Source organism: Kineococcus haloalkalitolerans, from assembly GCF_050871905.1.
Classification (GTDB): Bacteria; Actinomycetota; Actinomycetes; order Actinomycetales; family Kineococcaceae; genus Kineococcus.
This window is the reverse complement of the sequence record NZ_JBJLSH010000046.1, coordinates 1-22095: the sequence shown is the minus strand read 5'-3', so window position 1 is coordinate 22095 and position 22095 is coordinate 1. Positions and strand designations below refer to the sequence as shown.

At 79.4% G+C, this 22095-nt stretch carries 17 protein-coding genes and 2 pseudogenes; 7 read left to right on the top strand and 12 right to left on the bottom strand.

The features are described 5' to 3' along the window. Positions 1 to 16: 16 nt before the first annotated feature. From ACRYMY_RS16250 to ACRYMY_RS16230, 5 genes are all read right to left on the bottom strand, one after another. Positions 17 to 3505: a UvrD-helicase domain-containing protein gene (locus tag ACRYMY_RS16250; protein WP_432548276.1), complete on the bottom strand. Its 3489-nt coding sequence runs from the start codon at positions 3503 to 3505 to the stop codon at positions 17 to 19. A gap of 32 nt (positions 3506 to 3537) precedes the next feature. After that, positions 3538 to 6888, bottom strand: coding sequence for an ATP-dependent helicase (locus tag ACRYMY_RS16245; RefSeq protein WP_432548265.1), 3351 nt, complete (start codon positions 6886 to 6888; stop codon positions 3538 to 3540). 52 nt (positions 6889 to 6940) lie between these two features. Next, the gene (locus tag ACRYMY_RS16240) at positions 6941 to 7888 is read right to left on the bottom strand and encodes a methylenetetrahydrofolate reductase (protein WP_432548264.1); all 948 of its coding nucleotides are present in this window, start codon (positions 7886 to 7888) and stop codon (positions 6941 to 6943) included. Continuing rightward, positions 7885 to 8274, bottom strand: coding sequence for an MGMT family protein (locus ACRYMY_RS16235; protein WP_432548263.1), 390 nt, complete (start codon positions 8272 to 8274; stop codon positions 7885 to 7887). Before ACRYMY_RS16235 ends, ACRYMY_RS16240 begins: the two co-directional genes overlap by 4 nt. 80 nt (positions 8275 to 8354) lie before the next feature. Continuing rightward, positions 8355 to 9191: a DUF3152 domain-containing protein gene (locus ACRYMY_RS16230; RefSeq protein ID WP_432548262.1), complete on the bottom strand. Its 837-nt coding sequence runs from the start codon at positions 9189 to 9191 to the stop codon at positions 8355 to 8357. A 161-nt stretch (positions 9192 to 9352) separates the two neighbouring features. On the opposite strand from ACRYMY_RS16230, the gene ACRYMY_RS16225 reads away from it, so the two are divergent. The 3 genes from ACRYMY_RS16225 to ACRYMY_RS16215 all read left to right on the top strand — a co-directional run bounded on the left by ACRYMY_RS16225 (position 9353) and on the right by ACRYMY_RS16215 (position 12537). Further along, on the top strand, positions 9353 to 9577 hold the full coding sequence (locus ACRYMY_RS16225) for a DUF3107 domain-containing protein (RefSeq protein ID WP_432548275.1): 225 nt from the start codon (positions 9353 to 9355) through the stop codon (positions 9575 to 9577). Between the two features lie 340 nt (positions 9578 to 9917). Next, complete coding sequence (locus ACRYMY_RS16220) at positions 9918 to 11714, top strand: DEAD/DEAH box helicase (RefSeq protein ID WP_432548261.1); 1797 nt, start codon at positions 9918 to 9920, stop codon at positions 11712 to 11714. Positions 11715 to 11838: 124 nt separating this feature from the next. After that, the gene (locus tag ACRYMY_RS16215) at positions 11839 to 12537 is read left to right on the top strand and encodes a hypothetical protein (RefSeq protein WP_432548260.1); all 699 of its coding nucleotides are present in this window, start codon (positions 11839 to 11841) and stop codon (positions 12535 to 12537) included. A 9-nt stretch (positions 12538 to 12546) separates the two neighbouring features. Here ACRYMY_RS16215 and ACRYMY_RS16210 read toward each other — a convergent pair whose 3' ends face one another. The 3 genes from ACRYMY_RS16210 to ACRYMY_RS16200 all read right to left on the bottom strand — a co-directional run bounded on the left by ACRYMY_RS16210 (position 12547) and on the right by ACRYMY_RS16200 (position 14829). Next, positions 12547 to 13152, bottom strand: coding sequence for a MarC family protein (locus tag ACRYMY_RS16210; RefSeq protein ID WP_369056345.1), 606 nt, complete (start codon positions 13150 to 13152; stop codon positions 12547 to 12549). Then, complete coding sequence (locus ACRYMY_RS16205; RefSeq protein WP_432548259.1) at positions 13149 to 14030, bottom strand: PHP domain-containing protein; 882 nt, start codon at positions 14028 to 14030, stop codon at positions 13149 to 13151. The genes ACRYMY_RS16210 and ACRYMY_RS16205 overlap by 4 nt, the downstream gene beginning before the upstream one ends. A 103-nt stretch (positions 14031 to 14133) precedes the next feature. Next, positions 14134 to 14829, bottom strand: coding sequence for a DUF6758 family protein (locus tag ACRYMY_RS16200; protein WP_432548258.1), 696 nt, complete (start codon positions 14827 to 14829; stop codon positions 14134 to 14136). A 210-nt stretch (positions 14830 to 15039) separates the two neighbouring features. Between ACRYMY_RS16200 and ACRYMY_RS16195 the strand changes: the two genes are divergently transcribed. The 3 genes and pseudogenes from ACRYMY_RS16195 (at position 15040) to ACRYMY_RS16185 (ending at position 17903) form a co-directional block, all read left to right on the top strand. Then, positions 15040 to 16578, top strand: a complete 1539-nt coding sequence (locus ACRYMY_RS16195; protein ID WP_432548274.1) for an aminopeptidase P family protein — start codon at positions 15040 to 15042, stop codon at positions 16576 to 16578. Positions 16579 to 16636: 58 nt separating this feature from the next. Continuing rightward, positions 16637 to 17053 (top strand): annotated as a pseudogene (locus ACRYMY_RS16190) (Asp-tRNA(Asn)/Glu-tRNA(Gln) amidotransferase subunit GatB); the annotation flags it as partial. A 106-nt stretch (positions 17054 to 17159) separates the two neighbouring features. Next, positions 17160 to 17903: an SDR family NAD(P)-dependent oxidoreductase gene (locus tag ACRYMY_RS16185; RefSeq protein WP_369056083.1), complete on the top strand. Its 744-nt coding sequence runs from the start codon at positions 17160 to 17162 to the stop codon at positions 17901 to 17903. Between the two features lie 18 nt (positions 17904 to 17921). Here the strand turns inward: ACRYMY_RS16185 and ACRYMY_RS16180 are convergent, their stop codons facing one another. The 4 genes from ACRYMY_RS16180 to ACRYMY_RS16165 are packed head-to-tail and all read right to left on the bottom strand — an operon-like array spanning position 17922 to position 21639. Further along, positions 17922 to 18530 (bottom strand): DedA family protein, encoded by a 609-nt coding sequence (locus ACRYMY_RS16180; protein WP_432548257.1) that lies wholly within the window; start codon positions 18528 to 18530, stop codon positions 17922 to 17924. A gap of 10 nt (positions 18531 to 18540) precedes the next feature. Beyond that, entirely contained in the window at positions 18541 to 19557 is a 1017-nt protein-coding gene (fgd, locus tag ACRYMY_RS16175) for a glucose-6-phosphate dehydrogenase (coenzyme-F420) (protein ID WP_432548256.1), read from the bottom strand. Positions 19558 to 19566: 9 nt separating this feature from the next. Further along, a complete protein-coding gene (locus ACRYMY_RS16170) occupies positions 19567 to 20796 on the bottom strand; it encodes a PQQ-dependent sugar dehydrogenase (protein ID WP_432548255.1) in 1230 nt (409 codons plus the stop codon). A 36-nt stretch (positions 20797 to 20832) separates the two neighbouring features. Further along, complete coding sequence (locus ACRYMY_RS16165) at positions 20833 to 21639, bottom strand: hypothetical protein (protein ID WP_432548254.1); 807 nt, start codon at positions 21637 to 21639, stop codon at positions 20833 to 20835. Positions 21640 to 21828: 189 nt separating this feature from the next. Between ACRYMY_RS16165 and ACRYMY_RS16160 the strand changes: the two are divergent. After that, positions 21829 to 22095, top strand: a pseudogene (locus ACRYMY_RS16160) (hypothetical protein); the annotation flags it as partial.

Here is a 22095-nt window from a genome sequence, read left to right as displayed (position 1 = left end):
CGCCCCCGCGCGGGTCTCACACCTCGCCGGTGGCCTCCGGCACGGACAGGACCAGCGCCTCGAGGTCGGCGGCGCCCAGCAGGTCCACGGGGCGGACCGTCTCCCCGGTGGAGGCGTAGAAGAACGCCGCGCTGACGTCGGCGAGGTCCACGTCCCGCCAGCGCGACCACGCCAGCCGGTACACGGCGAGCTGGACGTCGCGGGCGCGGGCGGCCGCGCCCTGCGGCGGCCGGCCGGTCTTCCAGTCCACGACGTCCCAGCGGGTGCGCTCGCGCCCGTCGGCGCCGCGCTCGGACGTGCGGAAGACCGCGTCGACGCGGCCGCGGACCACCAGGTCCGCCACGGGCGTCTCCACGGACACCTCCACGGCCACCGGGTCGCGCTCGGCCCACTCGGAGGCGAGGAAGCGGCGCTGCAGGGCCGCGAGGTCCGCGTCGTCGTCGGCGTCCTCGTCGGCCGCGCCGGGCAGGTCCACGAGGTCCAGCAGGCTGCTGGCGGTGAAGCGCTGCTCCAGCCAGGCGTGGAACGCCGTGCCGCGCCGGGTCGCCGGCCGCGGCTGCCCGGGCACGGGCCGGCGCAGCTGCAGGGCCAGCGCGTCGGCGTCGTGGGCCAGCGAGACCAGGCGGGAGGCGGACAGGTGCGCCGGCAGCAGCACCGCCGGGGCGCGCCGGGAGCGCTCGCGCTCGCCGAGCAGCAGGTCCACCTGCTCGGCCCACGCGGCGGTCTCCCCGGTGGTCGCGCCCGGGTCCGGCGCGCCGCCCGTCCCGTCGCGCAGCAGAGAGCGGACGGCGGCGGCACCCGCCTCGACGTCCGTGCGCCGGCCGGCGAGCGGGTCCGCGGGCCAGGCCACGCGCTGCGGCTCGGCGGTGCGCGGGTTGGGCGCGCCCTCCTCCGGGGCGGGCGCGGGCGGCAGGCTCACCAGGCCGGGGACCGCGCCGGGCGGGGCGTCGAGGACCTCCCGCAGGAAGCGCGAGGGCGTGCGGGGGGCGGACGCGTCGTCCCACCAGGCGCCGGACAGCAGCAGCTCCTCCTTGGCGCGGGTGAACGCGACGTACGCCAGGCGGCGCTCCTCGGCCAGCTCGTGCTCGCCGCAGGCGGAGCGGAACGCCTTGCGGGCCTCCTCCAGCTCCTTCTGCGTCGCGCTGCCGTCCAGGTCCCACCGGGGCAGGTTGGCGCGGTCCCCGCGCAGCGGGTACGGCAGCACCCCCAGCGCCGAGGAACCCCCCAGCCACCCGGCGGAGGTCTCCCCCGCGGCGGGGAAGACACCCTCGACCAGGCCCGGCACGGCGACGACGTCCCACTCCAGGCCCTTGCTGGCGTGCACGGTCAGCAGCTGCACGGCGTCCTGCGACACGTCCGCGGCGCCCGGTTCCAGGCCGCGCTCGCGCACCTCGGCCGCGTCCAGCCAGGACAGGAACCCGCCCAGGCCAGGCCGCTGGGACGAGGCGGCGAAGGATGCGGCCGCGTCGGCGAGCGCGTCGAGGTGGGCGCGGTCGCGGCCCGGGGTGGCGCCCGGGCGGGCGGCGACCTCCACGTCCAGCAGCAGCGCCCGCTCGACCTCGCCGACGAGGTCGGCCACCGGCAGGTGGGTGCGCGAGCGCAGGTGGCGCAGCTGACCGGCCAGCCGGGCCAGCCGGCGGTGCGCCTCGGGCGACAGGCCGCGGTCGTCGGCGGTGCGCCAGCCCGGCGGGGGCAGCTCGTCCAGCGCCTCGACGAGGCTGGCCGTCTCCACCTCGTCGGGCAGCACGACCGGCTCGTCCGCCGCACCCGCGGGCACGCCGCCGGCGTCGTCGTCCGGGTCGCCCGGGCCGCCCGGGTCGTCCACGTCGTCGGGGGCGGCCGGGGAGGTGCGCCGCCGCTGCAGGCGGCGCGCCCACTCGCCCAGCACGTCCAGGTCCCGCGGGCCCAGCCGCCACCGGGCGCCGGTGAGCAGCCGGGCGAGGTGGTCGCCGCGGCCCGGGTCGTGCAGCACGTGCAGGGTGGCGACGACGTCGACCACCTCCGGCGTGGACAGCAGGCCCCCGAGGCCGACGACCTCCACCGGCAGCCCGGCGGCGCGCAGCGCGCGCTGCAGGGCCGGGAACTGGCTGCGCTTGCGGCACAGCACGGCCGCGGTGCGCGGGACCCGCCCGCCCGCGGCGCCCCCGCCGCCCTCGGGCCGGTCCGCCGCCCACACCTCGGCGAGCCGGGCGGCGACCTCGGCCGCCTCCTCCTCCACCGTCGCCGCGAACGCGGTGCGCACCCGGCCGGGCCCGGCGCCGGGCCGCGCGCGCAGGCGCACCAGCCCGCCGTCGCCGCCCCCGTCCGCACCACCGTCCGCGCCGCTCAGGGGCGCGGCGACGGCGTTCGCGACCGCGAGCACCGACTCGTCGTTGCGCCAGCTCGTCGCGAGCGGGCGCACGTCCGCCGGGGTGTCGTCGGCGCGCCGGAAGTGCGCCGGGAAGCTGACGAGGTTGCCCGCGCTGGCCCCGCGCCAGCCGTAGATGGACTGGTGGGGGTCGCCGACCGCGGTGACCGGGTGGCCGTCGCCGAAGAGGGCGCGCAGCAGGGCCAGCTGCGCGTAGCTGGTGTCCTGGTACTCGTCGAGCAGCACGACGCGGTGCGCGGCGCGCTCGGTGGCGCTCACCGCGGGCACCTCGCGGGCCAGGCGGGCGGCCAGGACCACCTGGTCGCCGAAGTCCAGCTGCTCGGCGTCGCGCTTGCGGCGCGTGTACTCGCGCAGCAGCGGCACGAGCGAGCGGCGCGCGCGCAGCGACGCCAGCGCCTTGCCCACCTCCGCGTAGGGGGCACCGGGCAGCCCCCCGCGCGCCAGGGCCTTCTCGTCGCGCGGCAGGGCCAGCACCCGGGCCTCGGTGCCGGTGACGAAGGCCGCGAGGTCGTCCTCGCCGACCAGGTGCTCGGCGCACTCGCCGGCCAGCTGCAGGAGCGCGAGGGCCACCGTGGACGGGGCGGCGTCCACGTCGGGCAGGTCACCGCGCCAGCGCTCGACGACGTCGGAGGCCAGCTGCCAGGCACCCGCGTCCGAGAGCACCACCGAGCGCGGCTCGACGCCCAGGCGCAGGCCGTGGTCGACCACGAGCGAGGCCGCGTAGGCGTGGTAGGTGGACACGACCGGCTCGCCCTCGGCCTCCGCGCCGCCGTGCGGGGTGTGGGAGTCGTGCGACCCGTGGGGGGCGTGGGCGGCGGGCGCGCCGGTGGCGGCGCGCAGCGCCCGCAGGCGGCGGCGCACGCGCTCGGCCAGCTCCCCGGCGGCCTTGCGCGTGAACGTCAGCCCGAGGACCTCCTCGGGGGCGACGAAGCCGTTGGCGACGAGCCACACCACGCGCGAGGACATCGTCTCCGTCTTGCCCGAGCCGGCGCCGGCGACCACGAGCAGCGGTTCGACGGGCGCCTCGACGACGGCCACCTGCTCGGGGGTGGGCCGCGGGCGGCCCAGCAGGTCCGCGATCTCGACCGCCCCCAGGAGCGGGCGCGCGCCCCCCGCCGCGCGCCCCGCCGCGCCCACGGGCCCGCCAGCCCGCGACGTCGTCCCGGCGCTCACCGCGCCACCTCCTCGCACACGCTGCGGCCGGGGTCCTGCGCGGGGCAGCTGCTGCGCACGGGGCAGGAGGCGCAGTGCGGGCCCACGACCGCCTCGAAGCGCGCGCCCGCCATGCCGTCGGCGGCCCGCTGCAGCAGGTCCACCGCCCACGACGGCTCCGGGTCCTCGGCGAGCGCCGGCTGGCGCTGCTCGGGGGCCGTGCGCTGCGTGCCGCCCAGCTGCACGAGGGCGGCCCCGCCGGCCTCGGCGCCGCCGGCCGCCACGGCGGCCTGGTACACCCCCAGCTGCGGGTTGCGGGGGATCTCCGCGGCGGGCGGCTGGCTCCGCCCGGTCTTGAGGTCGACGACCACGAGCCGGCCGTCGGCGTCCCGCTCGAGGCGGTCCACGCGGCCGCGCACGTGCGCCCGGCCGAGGCGGACGTCCACGTCCTGCTCGACGCCCACCAGCTCGCGGCCGGCGTCGCGGCTGGAGCGGTGGTAGGCGGCCAGCTTGTCGAGCATCCGCTCGGCGCGGCGGCGCTCGGTGTCCGCCACCCAGCCCGCGGGCAGCCCGAGCGAGGGCCACAGGGCCGCCAGCCGCGCCCGCAGCGCCGCCGCGTCGGCGTCGGGCAGCTCGGCCGCGACCCGGTGCACCAGCGTGCCCAGCGACTGGCCGGTGGAGTCCGCGCGCCGCGCCCCGGCCGCGTCCAGCAGCCAGCGCAGCCCGCAGCGCTCGAACGCCTCCACCCGCGAGGGCGAGACGGGCACCTCGGCGCCGGGCTCGCGCACGGGCGCCTCGTCGCTCACGCCGCCCACCCCGTACCAGTCGTCCGGGTCGGCTCCCGGCACGCCGGCGGCGGCGAGGCGGGCCAGGTGCCGGGCCGCCGCGGCGCGCCGCTCCTGCGGCTCGGCACCCGGAGGCGCGCACAGCACCTGGCGCAGGCGCGCCACCAGGGCGGGCAGGGTCAGCGCGCGGGGCACGGCCGCCAGCGGGCGCTCGCCGTCGGCCGCGGCGCGCGCCGCGCGGGCGTCGGGCGGGTCGACGAGGTCGAGGAACGCCGAGGGGCGCTCGTCCTCGTCGCGCACCGCGGTGACGGTCAGCTCGCGGCGGGCGCGGGAGACGGCGACGTGGAACAGGCGCAGCTCGTCGTCCAGGACGGCGCGGCGCGCGCCCGCACGGCTGGTGTCGCGGCCCTCCAGGACGTCGACGAGGTCCTGCGCGCCCAGGACGGAGCCGCGCAGGCGCAGGTCGGGCCACACGCCCTCCTGCACGCCGCACACCACGACGACGTCCCACTCGCGGCCCACGGCGCCCTGCGGCGTCGTCAGCGTGACCGCGCCGGTGTCCGGGGCGCGCTCGGCGAGGGTGTCCGAGGGGACCTCGGCGCGCAGCTGGTCGTCGAGGAAGCGCTGGGCGCTGCCGGCGCCGGGGAAGCGGTCGACGAAGCGGCCGGCGGCCTCGAACAGCGCCAGCACGGCGTCCAGGTCGCGGTCGGCGCGCGCGCCGTCCACCCCGCCGGCCAGGGCGGTGCGCTGCCAGCGCTCCCCCAGCCCGGAGGCCGCCCACAGCGCCCACAGCACCGTCTCGGCGCTCGCGCCGTGCTCGCCGGCGGCCGCGCGGCCGGCGTCCAGCACGGCGGCCACCCGCAGGGCGGGGCGCAGGGGGGCCTCCTCCGCGGTGCCCTCGGCGGCGGCCAGGAGGGCGGCGTCGGAGCGCTCGGCCACGGCCGGGTCGGCCAGCACGGCCGCCAGGACGGCGTCGCTGCCGCGCCCGCCGCCCGCCGCGAGCTCCGCGCGGCGCAGGACCTGGCGCAGGCGCCGCAGCGCGACGACGTCGGCCCCGCCGAGGGAGGAGGTGACGAGGTCGCGGGCGGTGTCCGGGTCCAGGCGCGCCGGGCGCAGGACCACCTCCAGCGCCAGCAGCAGCGGGCGCACCGCCGGCTCGTCGCGCACGGGCACCTCGGCCAGGGGTACGGCCAGCGGCACCCCGGCGGCCTGCAGCGCGCGGCGCAGCGCCGACGTGGACCCGGCCGAGCGCACGAGGACGGCCATCTCGTGCCACGGCACGCCGTCGAGCAGGTGCCGGCGGCGCAGCCGCTGGGCGGTCCAGGCGGCCTCGGCCGTCACCGAGGACAGCACGGCGACGTCCACGCGCCCCTCCCCGCCGGCGCGGGCGCGCTCCGAGGCGACGGCGGCGCGCTGGGGCGCCCCGCCCAGGGCGCCGACGCGGGCCGCGGCGCGGGCGGTGACGGCGCGCAGGGCCGGGGCCTGGCGGTGCCCGGTGCCCAGCACCACGACGGGCGCGGGCGTGGAGCCGGCGACCGGGAAGCGGGAGGGCAGTTCGGCGGCGGCGCGGGCGTCGGCGCCGCGGAAGCCCTGCGTCACCGAGTCCGGGTCCGCGGTCAGCAGCAGGTCGCGCCCACCGCCGGCGACGACCTCCAGCAGGCGCAGCCCGGCCTCGGACAGCTCGTGGGCGTCGTCCACCGCCACCAGGTCCCAGCGGCCGCGCTCGGCGGCCAGCAGCTCCGGGTCGGCCAGCAGCCGGGCGACGGCCTCGTCCACGACCCCGGCCGGGTCGTACGCCTCGGCCCGGCCCAGGGCGTTGACGCCCTGGTACTCGGCCAGCACCGAGGCGGCCGCGACCCACTCGGGGCGGCCGGTGCGCCGGCCCAGGTCGGCCAGCTCGGCCGGGGTGGTGCCGCGCTCGACGGCGCGCATCGCCAGGTCGCGCAGCTCGTTGCGGAAGCTGCGCAGCCCCCACGCGGAGCGGGGCACGTCCGCCGGCCACGGCGGCACGGGCACGTCCTCGGCGTCCGGGGCGCGCTCGGCCTCGGGAGCGGTGGCCGCCAGGTGCCCGGCGAGGAGGTCGGCGAGCACGGCGTCCTGCTCGGCGCCGGACATCAGCCGCGGCGGGGGCGCGCCCTCGCGGGCGTGGACCAGCCGCAGCAGGCCGAAGGCCCAGGACTGCGGGGTGCGGGCCGCGGGCTGCCCGGCCGTGCGCCGCAGCCGCGCCGACAGCTCGTCGCGCAGCCGGCCGGCCTCGACGCGGGAGGGGGCCAGGACCAGCGCGCGGTCGGGGTCGAGGCCGTCGCGCTCCACGCGGCGCGCGACCAGCTCGCGCAGCGTCGTGGTGCGGCCGGTGCCGGGCGCTCCCAGCAGCACGAGCGGGCCGGAGCCGGGCCGGGTGGCCAGCACCCGCTCCTGCGCCGGGTCGGCGTCCAGCTGCGGGTGCGCCGGGCGCACCGCGCGCAGCAGCGCGGGCACCGGGCGGGCACCGCGCGCGCGGCCCGCGTCCTCCCGGCCCGCCCGCGACCGCTCGCCCGTCCGGTCGGGGACGTCCTCCAGCAGCACCCGCTCATGCCACCACACGCCTCCGACACGGGTCGCCGCGCCGCGCGCCGCGGGCCCCCCGCCGGCCCCGTCAGCCGGCCAGGCCCAGCTCGCCGACGAGGCGCTCCACGGCGCCGGAGGAGTTCAGCGAGTACAGGTGCAGCACCTGCTCGCCCTCCGCCAGCAGCCGCTGCCCGGCCTCCAGCGCGACCTCCAGCCCCTCCTCGCGGAAGGCGCCGCGGTCGTCCAGCAGGGGCTCCAGCCGCCGCTGGAGCCACGACGGCTCGTGGTCGCCGGTCAGCCGGCGGGTGACCTCCAGCACGCGCGGGCTGGTCACCGGCAGCAGGCCGGGCACCACGGGCACCCCGGCCAGGTCGGGCGCGGTGCGCGCCAGCCGGTCGCGCAGGCGCAGGAACTCCTCCACGTCGAAGCACAGCTGGGCGATCGCGAAGTCGGCGCCCGCGCGCAGCTTGCCGGCCAGGTGGCGGGTGTCGGCGTCCAGGTCGGGCGACTCGGGGTGCCCCAGCGGGAAGGCCGCGACCCCGACGGACACGGCCCCCTCGGCGCGCGCCAGGCGCACGAGCTGGTCGGCGTGCTCCAGGCCGCGCGGGTGCGGGCGCCACGGGGCGCGCGGGTCGCCGTGGGGGTCGCCGCGCAACGCCAGGACGTCGCCCACACCCGCCCCGCGCAGGCGCCGCAGCACCTCGCGCAGCGCGTCCGCCGGCTGCCCGACGGCCGTCAGGTGCGCCAGCGGCCGCACACCCGTCTCGCGCCGCAACCGGCCCGCCAGCTCCACGGTGCCGTCCTGGTCGCCGCCGCCCGCGCCGTAGGTGACGGAGGCGAACACCGGCCGCAGCTCCTCCAGCCGCCGCACCGCCTCCCACTGCCGGGCGGCACCGGCCTCGTCGTGCGGTGGGGACAGCTCCACGGAGAAGCGGCGCCGGGCCGCGCGCAGGACGTCACCGAGCGCGGTGGTGTCCGCGGGGGCCGCCGCAGCGGGTGCCCCGCCGGTCACCGCACCGGCCACCGGGCCGGTCACGACGCCGCCTCCCCGCTCGCCCCGTCGAGCAGGGGCGCGGCGTCCCACCGGGCCCGCGCCAGGTCGACGCGGACCGCGCGCGGGTCGGCGTCGTCGCGGCGCAGCGGCACCCGCTCGGCGCGCCAGCGCTCCACGGCCCGGGCCGCCAGCGGCTCGGCGGCGCTGCCGTCGGCGCGCAGCACCCGCCACCACGGCACGTCCCCGCCGAAGCGGCGCAGCACCGCGCCCACGAACCGCGGGCCGCGGTCGCCCACCAGCTCGGCGACGTCGCCGTAGGTGAGGACGCGCCCGGCGGGCACGGCCGCCACGACGTCGAGCACCTCCTCGGCGCGCGCCGGCAGCAGCGGGGGCAGCGGCGGGGGCGCGGACGGGCGGGGCGGGCTCACCGGGGCAGCGTGCCAGCCGCGGGCCGGCCGGTCGTGCCGGGACGCGAGCGCCGCCGCCGTCCTCCGCGCGAGCGCCGGCCCTACGGGTTCGGCCAGGGGTTGGGCAGCGCGCCGTCCAGGCCCTTGCTCTGCTGCATCATCACCGGCGCCGGGCGGCCCGGGCCGGGGTTGGGCTCGTGCCCGTGGCCCAGGAGGTGACCGACCTCGTGGCTGACGAGGTACTGCCGGTAACCCGTCCGGTCCTCGCCGTAGTCGGGGATGCCCTCGACCCAGCGCAGGTCGGTGAGGACGGCCGCGTCGCCGTTGCGGCACGACAGCCGCCCGAAGGTCCGCAGCGGCGCGCACAGCCGGGCGGACGTCTCGGGCGTGGCGAGCACGAGGCGGAACTCCGCCTCGCCGTCGGTGCGCTCGAAGCTCAGCGCCCCGCCGGCGCCCCACCCGCGGGGGTCGTTGAGCGTCGCGAGGGCGAAGTCGGCGAAGCGCGCGCCGTCGACGAGGCCGGCGTCGAGCAGGTCGCGCTCGACCTCGACGCGCATCGTGTGCACGCGGGCGGACGGCGGCGCGGGGACGGACCCCGGCACGGTGGTCAGCTCCCCGCTGCCGGCGGGCGGGACCTCCCGGCTGAGGACGCCGGCGGCCGTGTCGGCGAGGGTGACGCCGGGCGGCAGCTCGGGGGTCGGCTCGGGCGCGGAGCTGGCCGGGGCCTCGCCGGCGACCTCGCCCGACGCCTCCGCGGTGTCCCCCGCGCCCTCGTCGGCGGGGGCGGTGCCGGCGGCCGGGGCGCTCGCGGACGGCACCTCCGCTGCCGGGTCCGCACCGGGGTCCGCGGAGCCGGAGCAGCCGGTGAGGAGCAGGACGCCCGCGGCGAGCGCGGCGGCCGCGCGCGCCGCGGGGCGCGCGGGGGTGGTGGTCGGCACGGGCACAGCGTGCCAGCGACGGCCCGCGGCGCCCAGCGCCCGCTCCCGGCGCGTCCGCTGGCGGCGAACCGGCGGGGGCTCGCGCGGCGGGCCCGGCTAGCCTCGACGCGATGCCGCCCGCCGATCGGCGGGCCGAGCGCTCGAGCGACGTGGAGGACAGCGTGGAGGTTCGGATCGGCGTGCAGAACGTGGCGCGCGAGCTGGTGTTCGAGTCGGCCCAGACCGCCGAGCAGGTCCGGGCGGCCGTCGCCGAGGCGCTGTCCTCGGGGTCGCCGCTGCAGCTGCAGGACGAGAAGGGGCGCCTGCTCGTCGTGCCGGTCGCCTCGCTGGGCTACGTGGACGTCGGCGCGCCCGAGCGCGGCAAGGTCGGCTTCGGCCTGTCCTGACCCGCGGCCCCGCTCCCCCGGGGCCGCGACGGCGCCGCGGGAGCGGTGAGGAGGGGGCGGTCCCGCGGGGCCGCCCCCTCCTCGCGCGTCCGGGCCACGGCGGGCCACGCCGCCCGCGGCGGGCCGCGCGGTTACCATGGGTGCGTTCATGGTTGCCCGGTCGCCAGTCACGATCGGCTGCCGACCGCCGCGACGCGGCAGCACGCACCGCCCCGGTCCGGGGCCGGGTCCCCGACCCGGGCCACCGGGCCGCGTCCCGCGGGACGGACCTCCCGCACGAGCCGGACGCCGCACGAGCGCGAGGGGTGCGCCTGCGCCGTCGCCCCTGCCAGGGAGACGCATGACCACCGACACCAGCACCCCGGACGCCCCGGACACCAGCGAGGGCACCGGCGAGGGCACCGCCGCCCCGCAGCGGCCCGCCCCCACCTTCGCCGACCACGGCGTCGACGAGCGCATCGTCAGCGCGCTGGCCGGCGCCGGCATCACGACCCCGTTCCCCATCCAGGCGATGACCCTGCCGGTGGCGCTGAGCGGGCACGACATCATCGGCCAGGCCAAGACCGGCACGGGCAAGACGCTCGGCTTCGGCATCCCCCTGCTGCAGCGCACCGCGGTGCCCGGCGAGGAGGCGTACGAGCGGCTGGCCGCCCCCGGCAAGCCGCAGGCCCTCGTGGTGGTGCCGACCCGCGAGCTGGCCGTGCAGGTGGCCGGTGACCTGGAGACCGCGAGCCGCGTGCGGCGCGCGCGCATCCTCACCGTCTACGGCGGCCGCGCGTACGAGCCGCAGATCGAGGCGCTGGCCCGCGGCGTCGACGTCGTCGTCGGCACGCCGGGCCGCCTGCTGGACCTGGCGCAGCAGCGCCACCTGGACCTGTCGCACGTCACCTGCGCGGTGCTCGACGAGGCCGACGAGATGCTCGACCTGGGCTTCCTGCCCGACGTGGAGCGCCTGCTGGGCCAGACGTCGCCGGCCCGCCAGACGATGCTCTTCTCGGCGACCATGCCCGGTGCCGTCGTCGCGCTGGGCCGCTCGTACATGACGCAGCCCACGCACATCCGCGCGGTGGACCCCACCGACGACGGGGCGACCGTGGCCGCCATCACGCAGTTCGTGTACCGCACGCACGCCCTGGACAAGGTCGAGGTGCTGGCCCGCCTGCTGCAGGCGGAGGGCCGCGGGCTGACGATCGTCTTCAGCCGCACCAAGCGCACCGCCGCCTCGGTGGCCGAGCAGCTCGCCGAGCGCGGGTTCGCGGCCGCCTCCATCCACGGCGACCTGGGCCAGGGGGCGCGCGAGCAGGCGCTGCGCGCGTTCCGCACCGGCAAGGTGGACGTCCTCGTCGCCACCGACGTCGCCGCGCGCGGCATCGACGTGGAGGACGTCACCCACGTCGTGAACTACCAGTGCCCCGAGGACGAGAAGACGTACCTGCACCGCATCGGCCGCACCGGCCGGGCGGGCAACACGGGCATCGCGGTGACGTTCGTGGACTGGGACGACCTGCCGCGCTGGGCGCTGGTGGACAAGGCCCTCGGCCTGGGCTTCGGGGAGCCGCAGGAGACGTACTCCAGCTCCCCGCACCTGTTCGAGGACCTGCGCATCGCCGCGGGGACGACGGGGCGGCTGCCGCGCGCCCAGCGCACCCGGGCCGGTCTGGACGCCGAGGAGGTCGAGGACCTCGGCGAGGTGGGCGCGGCGAAGGGCCGGCGCGGCGGGCGGCGCGGCGGTGGCCGCGGCGGCGAGGAGGACCGGGGCGGCCGCGGGCGCGGACGTGACCGCGGCGAGGACGGCGGCGGCATCGCCACCGCCACAGCCACGGCCACCGCCGAGGACGCCTCCGACGCCACCACCGACCGCGCGGAGGACGCGGAGGGCGCTGCCCGCCGGCCGCGCCGCCGCCGGCGCACCCGCAGCGGGCAGCCGCTGGGCGCGGACGGCGCGGACCAGGCGGCCGGGGGCCCCGACGGCCCCGCGGACACCGCCCCCGGCGCCCCGGGCGGCACCGCCCGGGCTTCCGACGCCCCCGACGGCGCGGACGCCGCGCCCCGCCGCCGGCGCCGCCGCCGCGGGTCGGGCACCGCGGCCGCGCAGGACGCCGGGACCGCGCAGGACGCTCCGGGCACCGGGGACTGAGCGGGCCGGCGCGCGGCGGGACCCCGCCGCGCGCCGGGCTGCGATCACCCGCGCCCGACCCGACGCTGGTCGGGTGCCGCACCAGCCCCCGTCCGGTCCGGGCGCACGGGTGCCGGGACCGCTCGTGCTTCCCCGGCCGGACGCGTCCGCGCTGCTGCGCGCCCCGGTGCTCCTCGAGGTGGCGCTGCTGGCGGCGGCCGCCGTGGAGGAGGTCCACCCGGCGCTGGCCGCCGTGGCGGCGGGCGATCCGCGCACGCCGTGGCAGCGCGTGCGGGACACCGCGCGGCTGGTGCGCGCGCGCCGCGCCGACCCGGCCCGCGCCCTGCTGCTGGCCGCCCGCGAGCGCGCGCTGGCCACGTCCCCGGTGACCCCGGTGCACGACCCCTCGCTCGTCCACGGCGCCCGCCACGCCCTGCGGGTGAGCTGCGCGCTGGCGACGGCCGCCGCGGCGGGCCGGGTCCCGGGGCGTGAGGCCGCCGAGCGCTGGGCGCGCGAGGAGGTGGCCGTCGGCGTGCTGCTGGGCGCCGAGCCCGACGAGCTGCCCACCACGCCCGCCGCGGTGGGGGCGCTGCTGGAGGCGGTGCGCGCCGACGTCGAGGGGGCCGCGGCGGGTCCGCGCCTGCCGAGCGCCGCCCTGGCGGGTGCCCGCGGGCCCGACCCGGACTGGGCGCGCGCGGCGCGCCTGGCCCCGCACGTCCTGCCGGGCTGGGCCCGCGCCCTGGTGCCCGGGGCAGCCGCCGCCTCCGGCGAGGAGGCCCGCGCCGAGCTGGCGCGGTGGGCCGCTGCGGCGCTCGCGGCGGGCGGGCGCGGGCGCGCGCGCTGACCGGCGGGCTCAGCCCTCGCCGGTGACGAAGGCGCGCACGGCGTCGGCGACCAGCTGCACGGCGATGGCCGACAGCAGCAGGCCGGCGACGCGGGTGACGAGCAGGACGCCGCTCTGCCCCAGGACGCGGTGCACGAGCCCCGCGAAGCGCATGGACAGCCACAGGGTGACGTGCACGGCGACGATGCCGGCCGCCACGGCGACGTGGTCGGCGGTGGTCTCGGAGCGCTGGACGAAGACCATGGTCGCCACGATGGCGCCGGGCCCGGCGAGCAGCGGGGTGCCCAGGGGCACCAGCGCCACGTTGGTGCCGACGCTGGACGTCGGCTCGTCGCTCTTGCCGGTGAGCAGCTCCAGCGCGACGAGCAGCAGCAGCAGGCCGCCGGCGGCCTGCAGGGCGGGCAGGCTGATGGACAGGTAGTCCAGGATCTGCTGGCCGAACACGGCGAACGCGACGATGACGCCGAGGGCGACGAGGACCGCCTGGCGGGCGGCGCGCACGCGCTGGCGGGCGGTGAAGGGACTGGTCAGGCCGAGGAAGATCGGCACGGTGCCGACCGGGTCCATGATCACGAACAGGGTGACGAAGGTCTCGCCGAAGAGCTGCAGGTTCACGCGCCGCGGGCCCGCCCGGCGCTCGCGTCCCGCAGGGGTGCCCGCCCGGGGGCGCGCTCGAGGGCCCGGTCCAGCGCCTGCAGCACGTCCGGGTCGGTCGTGTTCTCGCCCAGCCGGTTCTGCTTGCCCGCGCCGTGGTAGTCGCTGGAGCCCGTCGTCAGCAGGTCGAGGCGCCGGGCCAGGTCGCGCAGGTGCGCGCGCTCGGCGTCGGAGTGGTCGCGGTGGTCGACCTCCAGGCCGGCCAGGCCGGCGGCCGCCATGGTCTCGACGTCGGCGTCGGTGATGCAGCTGCCGCGCTTGGAGGCGGCCGGGTGCGCCAGGACCGGCACCCCGCCGGCGGCCACGACGCGGCGCACGGCCTCGACGGGGTCGGGCGCCGTGTGCGGGACGAAGTAGGGGCTGCGGCCGGACAGCAGCGTGCCGAAGGCCTCGTCGCGGTCGGCGACGACCCCGGCGGCGACGAGCGCGTCGGCGATGTGCGGGCGCCCGATGGTGGCGTCGCCGTGGACCTGCCCGAGCACGTCCTCCCAGCTCAGGCCCGTCACCGGGCCCAGGCGCTCGACCATCCGGCGGGCCCGCGTCTCGCGGGAGGTGCGGGAGGCGCCCAGCATCGCGCCCAGGTGGGTGTCGTGCGGGTCGTGGCCGTAGGACAGCAGGTGCACCGACACGCCGCCGCGCAGGCAGCTGATCTCCACCCCGGGCAGCACGCGCACCCCGAGGCGCTCGCCGGCGGCCAGCGCCTCGGCCCAGCCGGCGTGGGTGTCGTGGTCGGTCAGGGCCACGACGTCCAGCCCCGCGCGGGCGGCGGAGTCGACGACGTCGGCGGGCGGCTGCGTGCCGTCCGAGGCGTTGGAGTGGGTGTGCAGGTCGATGCGCACGGCGTCGATCGTACGTCCTGGCGCGAGGCGCTCCGGCTCTGACCTGCGCCGACGCCCGGCCCCGGGGCACCCGCCGCGCCCGGCGACCGCCGGCGGGTGCGCCTCAGGCGCCGACGCCGGCGGCCTCCCAGCGCACCCGCGGGGACAGCGCCCCGCAGGGCAGGTCCAGGGCGTGCGCGGGGTCGCGCAGGTCGACCAGCCGCAGGTCCTCCAGCACCTCGCGCGGCTCGGGCCCGGCGCCCGGACCGTCGGGCGGACCCGAGCCCGGCCACAGCAGCACCCACAGCCACACCCCGCCGGCCTCGCCGACGAGCACCGTGCGCTCCTCGTCCCGGGCGACGGTCCACAGCGGGGCGGCGGCGTCGTCGGCGTGCACGCGCACCGCGGGCGCACCGCGGCACGGGTCCTCGCCGGGGTCGACGTCGGTGAGCCCGGCCAGGTGCGCGCCCAGCCCGGTACCGGGCTGCTCGGCCACGAGGAGGAGCTCCGCCAGGCCGGGCGGGCCGCCGGGGGCGGCGCTGCGCGGGCCGCTGACGGCGACGGCGACGGCCTGGGCGTCGTGCCGCTCGTCGCGCACGCAGCGGGTGCCGGTGAGCAGCCAGCCCGCCGGCAGCGGCCAGGGCACCCACACCGGCACGTCGGAGCGCTCGGCCACCCAGCGCAGGTGGTCGGCGTCCGCCGGCAGGGGCGGCTGCAGGGGGACGACCTCGCCGTGGGCGGCGCAGGTCGCCGAGCTGTGCCAGATGCTGGGTGCCCGCACCGCGCCGTCGCAGCGGGGGCACAACGCCGTACCACCCATGCTCCACCGTGCCCCGGCGCCCCCCGCGCCGTCAACACGGCAGTCACGCTGAGTGCACGAGGCGTGCGCGGGAGTGCGCGCGGGACGCCGCCCCGCCCCCACCGCCCGCGGGGGGATGATGGGGCGGTGGACACCCGCACGACGCCCCCCGACGCCCCGACCGCGACGACCCCCGTCGCCGCCTCCCCCGGCGGGGCGGCGCAGCCCGTCGTGGCCGGGCCCGAGACGGTGCCGCCCGCGGCGGCCGCGCCGGAGACCGGTGCGCAGGCCGGTGCGGAGGCGCCCGGGGAGGACCCGAAGTCCCACCGGACCACGCCCCGCTCGGAGGCCTTCCGCCGCTTCATCGCCCAGGGCTGGGGCCCGCGCCCGGACGAGGACGACCGGCTGGCCGAGCCGTCGCGCTGGGCGGCGCAGCGCCGCCGGACGCTGGGCGGGCTCTTCCCCGGCGAGCTGCTCGTCGTGCCCGCCGGGCCCCTGGTGCGCCGCTCCAACGACACCGACTACCGCTTCCGCCCGCACTCGGCGTTCGCGCACCTGACGGGCCTGGGCACCGACCGCGAGCCGGACGCCGTCCTCGTCCTGGACCCCTCCGCCGGCGGGGAGCACCGGGCGCTGCTGTACCTGCGCCCGCAGGCCCCGCGCGACGCGGAGGAGTTCTACGCGGACGCCCGCTACGGCGAGCTGTGGGTGGGCCCGCGCCCGAGCCTGGCGTCGCTGTCGGCCACGACGGGCCTGGAGGTGCGCGACGTGGCCGGGATGGCCGACGACCTCGCGGTCGCGGCCGCCGGCTCGGCCGGGGTGCGCCTCGTGCCCGACGCCGACCCGGCCGTGACGTCCCTGCTGGAGCCGCTGCGCGCCGGCGAGCCGGAGGCGCTGGAGCGCGCCGACGACGAGCTCGTCACGGCCCTGTCGGAGCTGCGGCTGGTCAAGGACGAGTGGGAGGTCGGCCAGCTGCGCGAGGCGGTGGCCGCCAGCGTCGAGGGCTTCGAGCAGGTGGTGCGCGCCCTGCCCGCGGCCGTCGGCCACCCGCGCGGAGAGCGGGTCGTGGAGGCCGCCTTCGACGGCACGGCCCGCGTGCGGGGCAACGGCGTCGGCTACGAGACGATCTCCGCGGCCGGCGACCACGCCTGCACGCTGCACTGGATCACCAACGACGGCCCCGTCCGGCCCGGCGACCTGCTGCTGCTGGACGCCGGCGTGGAGGTCGACTCCCTCTACACCGCCGACGTGACCCGCACGCTGCCCGTGGACGGGCGCTTCACGCCCGCGCAGCGGCGCGTCTACGAGGTCGTGCTGGAGGCCGCGGACGCGGCCTTCGCCGCCGCCCGCCCCGGCGTGCGCTTCCGCGACGTGCACGAGGCCGCGATGCGGGTGATCGCCCACCGCCTGGCCGAGTGGGGCGTGCTGCCGGTGGACGCGGAGGCGTCCCTGGACCCGGAGGGGCAGTACCACCGGCGCTGGATGGCGCACGGCACGAGCCACCACCTGGGCCTGGACGTGCACGACTGCGCGCAGGCGCGCCGGGAGATGTACCTGGACGCCGAGCTGCGCCCGGGGATGGTCTTCACCATCGAGCCGGGGCTGTACGTCAAGGCGGAGGACGAGCTGGCACCGGCGGAGCTGCGCGGCATCGGCGTGCGCATCGAGGACGACGTGCTGGTGACGGCTGACGGGGTGGAGAACCTCACCGCCGCGCTGCCCCGCGACCCGGACGCCGTCGAGGCGTGGATGGCCTCGCTGCGCGGCTGAGCGGGCGGGCCGACGACGCGAGGGGGGGGGGGGGGGCGGGGGGGCGCCGGCCCCCCCCCCCCCCGCCGCCCGCAAGTGGTGGACGGGCGAGCTGGCCCGCCGCGCCAACGCCGACGGCAGCGACCTCGCCTCCCTGCCCGTGACCCCGGAGCAGGTCGCGCAGCTGCAGTCCCTCGTGGACGCCGGCACGCTCACCGACCGCCTCGCCCGCGAGGCCCTGGAGGGCGTCCTGGCCGGGGAGGGCTCGCCCGCCGAGGTCGTCGAGTCCCGGGGCCTGGCGGTCGTCTCCGACGAGTCGGCCCTGGTGGCCGCCGTGGACGCGGCCATCGCCGCGAACCCCGGCGTCGTGGAGAAGATCCGCGGCGGCAAGGCGCAGGCCGCCGGTGCGCTCATCGGCGCGGTGATGAAGGAGATGCGCGGCAAGGCCGACGCCGCGCGCGTGCGCGAGCTGGTCGTGGAGCGCGTCGGGGCCTGAGGTCGCCCCGGCCGCGCCGGGGACGCGCACGAGGACGCGAGGGGGCGCCGTCCGGCCGGGCGGCGCCCCCTCGCGCGCACCCGCCCCAGCCCCTACGTTCGGGACCGTGGAACTCACGGGACAGGTGGCGCTGGTGACCGGCGCCGGTGGCGGGCTGGGTGCGGCGATCAGCCGGGAACTGGCGTCGGCGGGCGCGACGGTGTGGGTGAGCGACGTGCGCGCGGAGGGCGCCGAGCGCACCGCCGCCGACGTCGCCGCCGCGGGCGGCACGGCGCACGCGCTGCCGCTGGACGTGGGCGACGCCGCGGCGGTGGCGCTGGCGGTGGCGCAGGTCGTCGAGCGCTCCGGCCCGGTGGACGTCCTCGTCAACAACGCCGGCTACGACGTCTGCACGCCCATCGAGCACCAGACCCCGCAGCAGGCCGCCGACGTCGTCGCCGCGAACCTGCTCGGCCCCATGTACCTCGTCGCCGCGACGTACCCGTCGATGCTGGAGCGCAACCACGGCTACGTCGTCAACACGCTCTCGACGGCCGCCCGGCGGGTGTGGACGGAGGCGTCGGCGTACGCCGCCAGCAAGCACGGCCTGCGCGCCTACACCGCGGTGCTGTTCAAGGAGGCGCAGCGGGACTGCCTGCAGCGCCACGGGTCCATCGGCGTCGGGGTCACCGGGCTCATCCCCGGCGGGATGGCCACCCGGTTCGTCACCGACCGGTTCCCGGACGCGGACCTGAGCAAGCTGCAGGACCCGGCGACCGTGGCGCGCGCGCTGATGACGGTGTTCGCCACCTGGCCGGACAGCGTCGTGCCGGAGCTGGCGGTCCTGCCGCCCGGTGAGACCTCCTGGTGACGCCCGCCGGCGGGTCCGTCAGGCGCGGGCCCGCCGCGGGTGCACGAGGCGGTTCAGGACGGTGTCGACGGCGAAGCCGATGACGAGGGCGCCCGCCACGCCGACGAGCGCCCCGACCAGCGGGGTGGACTCCACCCAGTGCCCGGCCAGGGCGCCGATCGCGACCGAGTAGACCGACCACGTCAGCGCGGCCAGCGCCGACAGCCCCACGAACCGCCGCCGCGGGAACCGCGTCGCACCGGCCGTGAGGTTCACCGCCGTCCGCCCGACCGGCACGTAGCGCGCCGCGAGGATCGCCAGCGCCCCGCGCTTGGCCAGCTCGCGGCCCGACCGGTCGAACACCCGCTCCAGCCGCGGGTTGCCGGACACCCAGCGCCGCAGCGGCGAGTGCCGGCCCAGGGCGTACGTGATGTTGTCCCCGCAGAACGCGCCCAGCGCCGCCGCCACCCCCAGCACGAGCAGGTGCGGCTCGCCCGTGGCCGCCGAGATCGCCGACAGCGCGATGACGACGGACTCGCTGGGCAGCGGGGGGAAGAACGCGTCGACGGTGCTCAGCGTGAACACCACCAGGGGCACCCACCAGGCGGCGGCGTAGGAGGTGACGAGGGCGTCGATCCGGTCGAGCACGGCGGGCCGGTCAGAGGGAGCGCAGCAGCGGCACCACGTCGGCGGTGAACTGCGACAGGAACCGCGACTGGTCGTGCCCGGGGGCGTGGAAGACCAGGTGGTCGAACCCCGCGTCGACGTACTGGCGCACCTGGCGGGCGACCTCCTGCGGGTCGCTGGTGACGATCCAGCGCTTGGCGACCTGCTCGATGGGCAGCTCGTCGGCCAGCCGGGCCATCTCCGCCGGGTCGTGCACGTTGGCCTTCTGCTCCGCCGACAGCGACAGCGGCGCCCAGAACCGGCAGTTCTCCAGCGCCCGGTCCGGGTCCTCGTCGAAGGACAGCTTCACCTCGATGGTCCGCTCGATCTGCGAGAACTCGCGGTTCGAGGCCTCCAGGCCCTCCCGCAGCGCCGGCAGCAGCGTCTCGGAGTACAGGTCCATGCCCTTGCCGGAGGTGCAGATGTACCCGTCGCCGGCGCGGCCGGCGTACTTGGTGACCCCCGGGCCGCCGCCCGCCACGTAGATGGGCACGGGGACCTGCGGCTTGTCGTACACGGTCGCGCCGTGGAGGTTGTAGAACTCGCCCTCGAACTCGACGCGGTCCTCGGTCCACAGCCGGCGGATCAGCCGGACGGCCTCGCGCAGCCGGGCGAAGCGCTCGCGGGTCTCGGGGTAGGGGGCGCCGACGGCCGTCTCGTTGAGGGCCTCGCCGGTGCCCACGCCCAGGACCGGCCGGCCCGGGTGCAGGACGCCGAGGGTGGCGAAGGCCTGCGCGACGACGGCGGGGTTGTAGCGCAGCGTCGGCGTCAGGACGCTCGTGCCGAACCGCACGCGGGAGGTGCGGGCGGCGACGTGCGCCAGCCACACGAGCGCGCTCGGGGCGTGCCCGCCCTCGTGCCGCCACGGCTGGAAGTGGTCGGAGATCCACACCGAGTCCAGCCCCTGGTCCTCCGCCTGCACGGCGAAGTCCGCCAGCTGCCCGGGACCGAACTGCTCCGCGGACGCCTTGTACCCGATCTGGAGGGTCCTGCCCTGCGCGTCGACCATGGGGGGAGCCTACGGCGCGGGCCGCAGCGGCACGCTGACCAGGCGGTCGTCGCCGGCGCGCGGCTCGCCGCGGAAGGTGTTGCTGGTCAGGACCCACAGCGAGCCGTCGGGGCCCACCTCGACGGTGCGCAGACGCCCCAGCGCGCCCGTGAGGAACTCCTGCGGCGCACCCGTGGGGCCCTCGGCCTCCAGCGGCACCCGCCACAGCCGCTCCCCGCGCAGGGCGGCGACGTAGACGGCGTCCGGGGTGACGGTCAGCCCGCTGGGGGAGGCGTCCGCGGGCGTCCACCACTGCAGCGGCGCCTCGAAGCGGCCGCCGCCGTCGCCGGGGCCCTCCACCTCGGGCCAGCCGTAGTTCGCGCCCGGGCGGATCACGTTGAGCTCGTCCCAGGTGTCCTGGCCGAACTCCGCGGCCACGAGCCGGCCCGCGGAGTCGAACCCGAGGCCCTGCGGGTTGCGGTGCCCCAGCGAGAACACGGGCGAGCCGGGGAAGGGGTTGTCCGGCGGGACCTCGCCGGTCGGGGTGACCCGCAGCACCTTGCCGCCCAGCGACGCCGGGTCCTGCGCCGACGGGCGGTCCTGCGCGTCGCCCGTGCCGACGTAGAGCATCCCGTCGGGGCCGAAGGCCAGCCGGCCGCCGTTGTGGGTGTTCGCCTTCGGCAGGCCGGTGAGGACGTCGACCGGGTCGTCGAGGCGGCCCGGCGACCACGTGTACCGGACGACCCGGTTGTCGTCGCGGGCGGTCAGGAACAGGTAGACGTGGCCGTCGTCGGCGAAGGTGGGGGACAGGGCGAGGCCCATGAGCCCGCCCTCCCCGCCGGGCACGACGTCCGGGACGCGGCCGTCCTCCCCGGGGGCGGCGACCTGCTCCAGCACCCCGGGCCCCGCGCGCACCACGCGGGCCTCGTCCCGCAGCGTCACCAGCGCGGTGCCGTCGGGCATGACCGCCATCCCCCAGGGCACGTCCAGGCCGGTCGTGACGTCCACCGGCTCGCCGGGGAACCCGACGGCCGCCGCGCTCGAGCCCTGGGCGGGGTCCGTGGCGGGGTCCGTGGCGGGGTCCGTGGCGGGGTCCGTGGCGGGGTCGGGCGCGGGCTCGCCCGGCTCCTCCGGGCCCGTCGCGGTGGGGACGGGAGCGGCGGTGCCGGTGCCGGTGCCCACGTCGGCGTCCTGCCCGCAGCCCGCGAGGAGCAGGGCGAGGGCGGCCGAGCAGGCGAGGGCTGGGCGCGGCGGGGCCATGCCCCATGCTCACCCGGCCCCCGCCCGCCCCGCACGTCAGGACGCCCGCCGGGCCGCGGTCCGGACGGCCCGCCCGCGGGGCGCCGCGCCGCGCAGCAGCAGGGGGGCGGTGGCCAGCAGCGCGACCGCGGTGGCCACCAGCGCCAGCCCCTCCCACGGCCCGTCGACCTCGCTGAGGAACCACGAGCCCAGCGCCCCCGCGGTGGCCAGCACCGGCACCCACGTCGCCAGCAGGCGCGCCCGCCGCAGGCCCCACAGCAGCAGCGGGACCCCCAGGTGCACCCCGGGCAGCACGAGCAGGAAGACGACCACCAGGCCCGCCGAACCCTCCAGGCGCTCGGCCACCGCCAGGACCTCCGGCGCCGGCACCGGTCCCGACGCCAGCGCGGCCACGTCGAGCTCGGAGGCGCCCAGCGCGACCAGGCCCACGGCGCCGGCGCCCGCCAGGCAGCCGCCCACGGCGGTCAGGCGGGCACCCCGCCCCCGCGACGGCAGGCGCACGAGGGCCGCCACCGCCGGCAGCAGAAGCAGACCGGTGAGGACGAGGGCCAGCGACCACGCGGTCCAGCGCGCGGCGTGCTCGGAGGCGTGGGCCAGCAGCGCGGCCAGCGAGTCGCCGGGCACGGCGGGGTCCAGGGCGCCCGTCGCGGCCAGGGCGACCGCGGCGGCGACGAGGCAGGCTCCCGGGGCGCGCGAGCGCGACCCGGGAGGTGCCGGGGCTCCCGGGGGTGCCGGGGCCTCCGCGAGCGGGTGCCCGCCGTCGCGCCCGCGGACCCTCCGGGTCGCGGTGGTGCCCGTCGCGCTGGTGCCCGTCGCGCTGGTGGTGCTCGTCGTCTCGTCCACGGCTGCCTCCGTCCGTCGGCCGGTCCTCGCGACCGGGAGCGGCGACGCTAGGCACGGGCGCCGCGGGCCTCGCCCGTCCCGCGCGGGAGCGCCGTCCCCCGTCGGGCGGACCGGGGCCGCGGCCTCCCCCGTGAGGTGGACGACCTGCGGGGGGTGACGCGCCGGCGGGCGGCGTCCTACCGTGCGCCGGTGACCGGCTCCGCGGCGCGGTGGCGCTGGGACGTGGTCCTGCCGGTGGTGCTCACCCTCACCGCGCAGGTCGAGCTGCACCTGCCGCACAGCACGGACGCGGCGCCCCCGACCGCGGCGCACGCCCTGCTGCTGGCCGCCGTCACCGCCCCGCTCGTCCTGGGGGGGGGGGGGGGGGGGGGGGGGGGGGGGGGGGGGGCGGCGGCGCGGGGGGGGGGGGCGGGCGCGCGGGGCGGGGGGCGGGCGAGCGGGGGGGGGCGGGGGGGG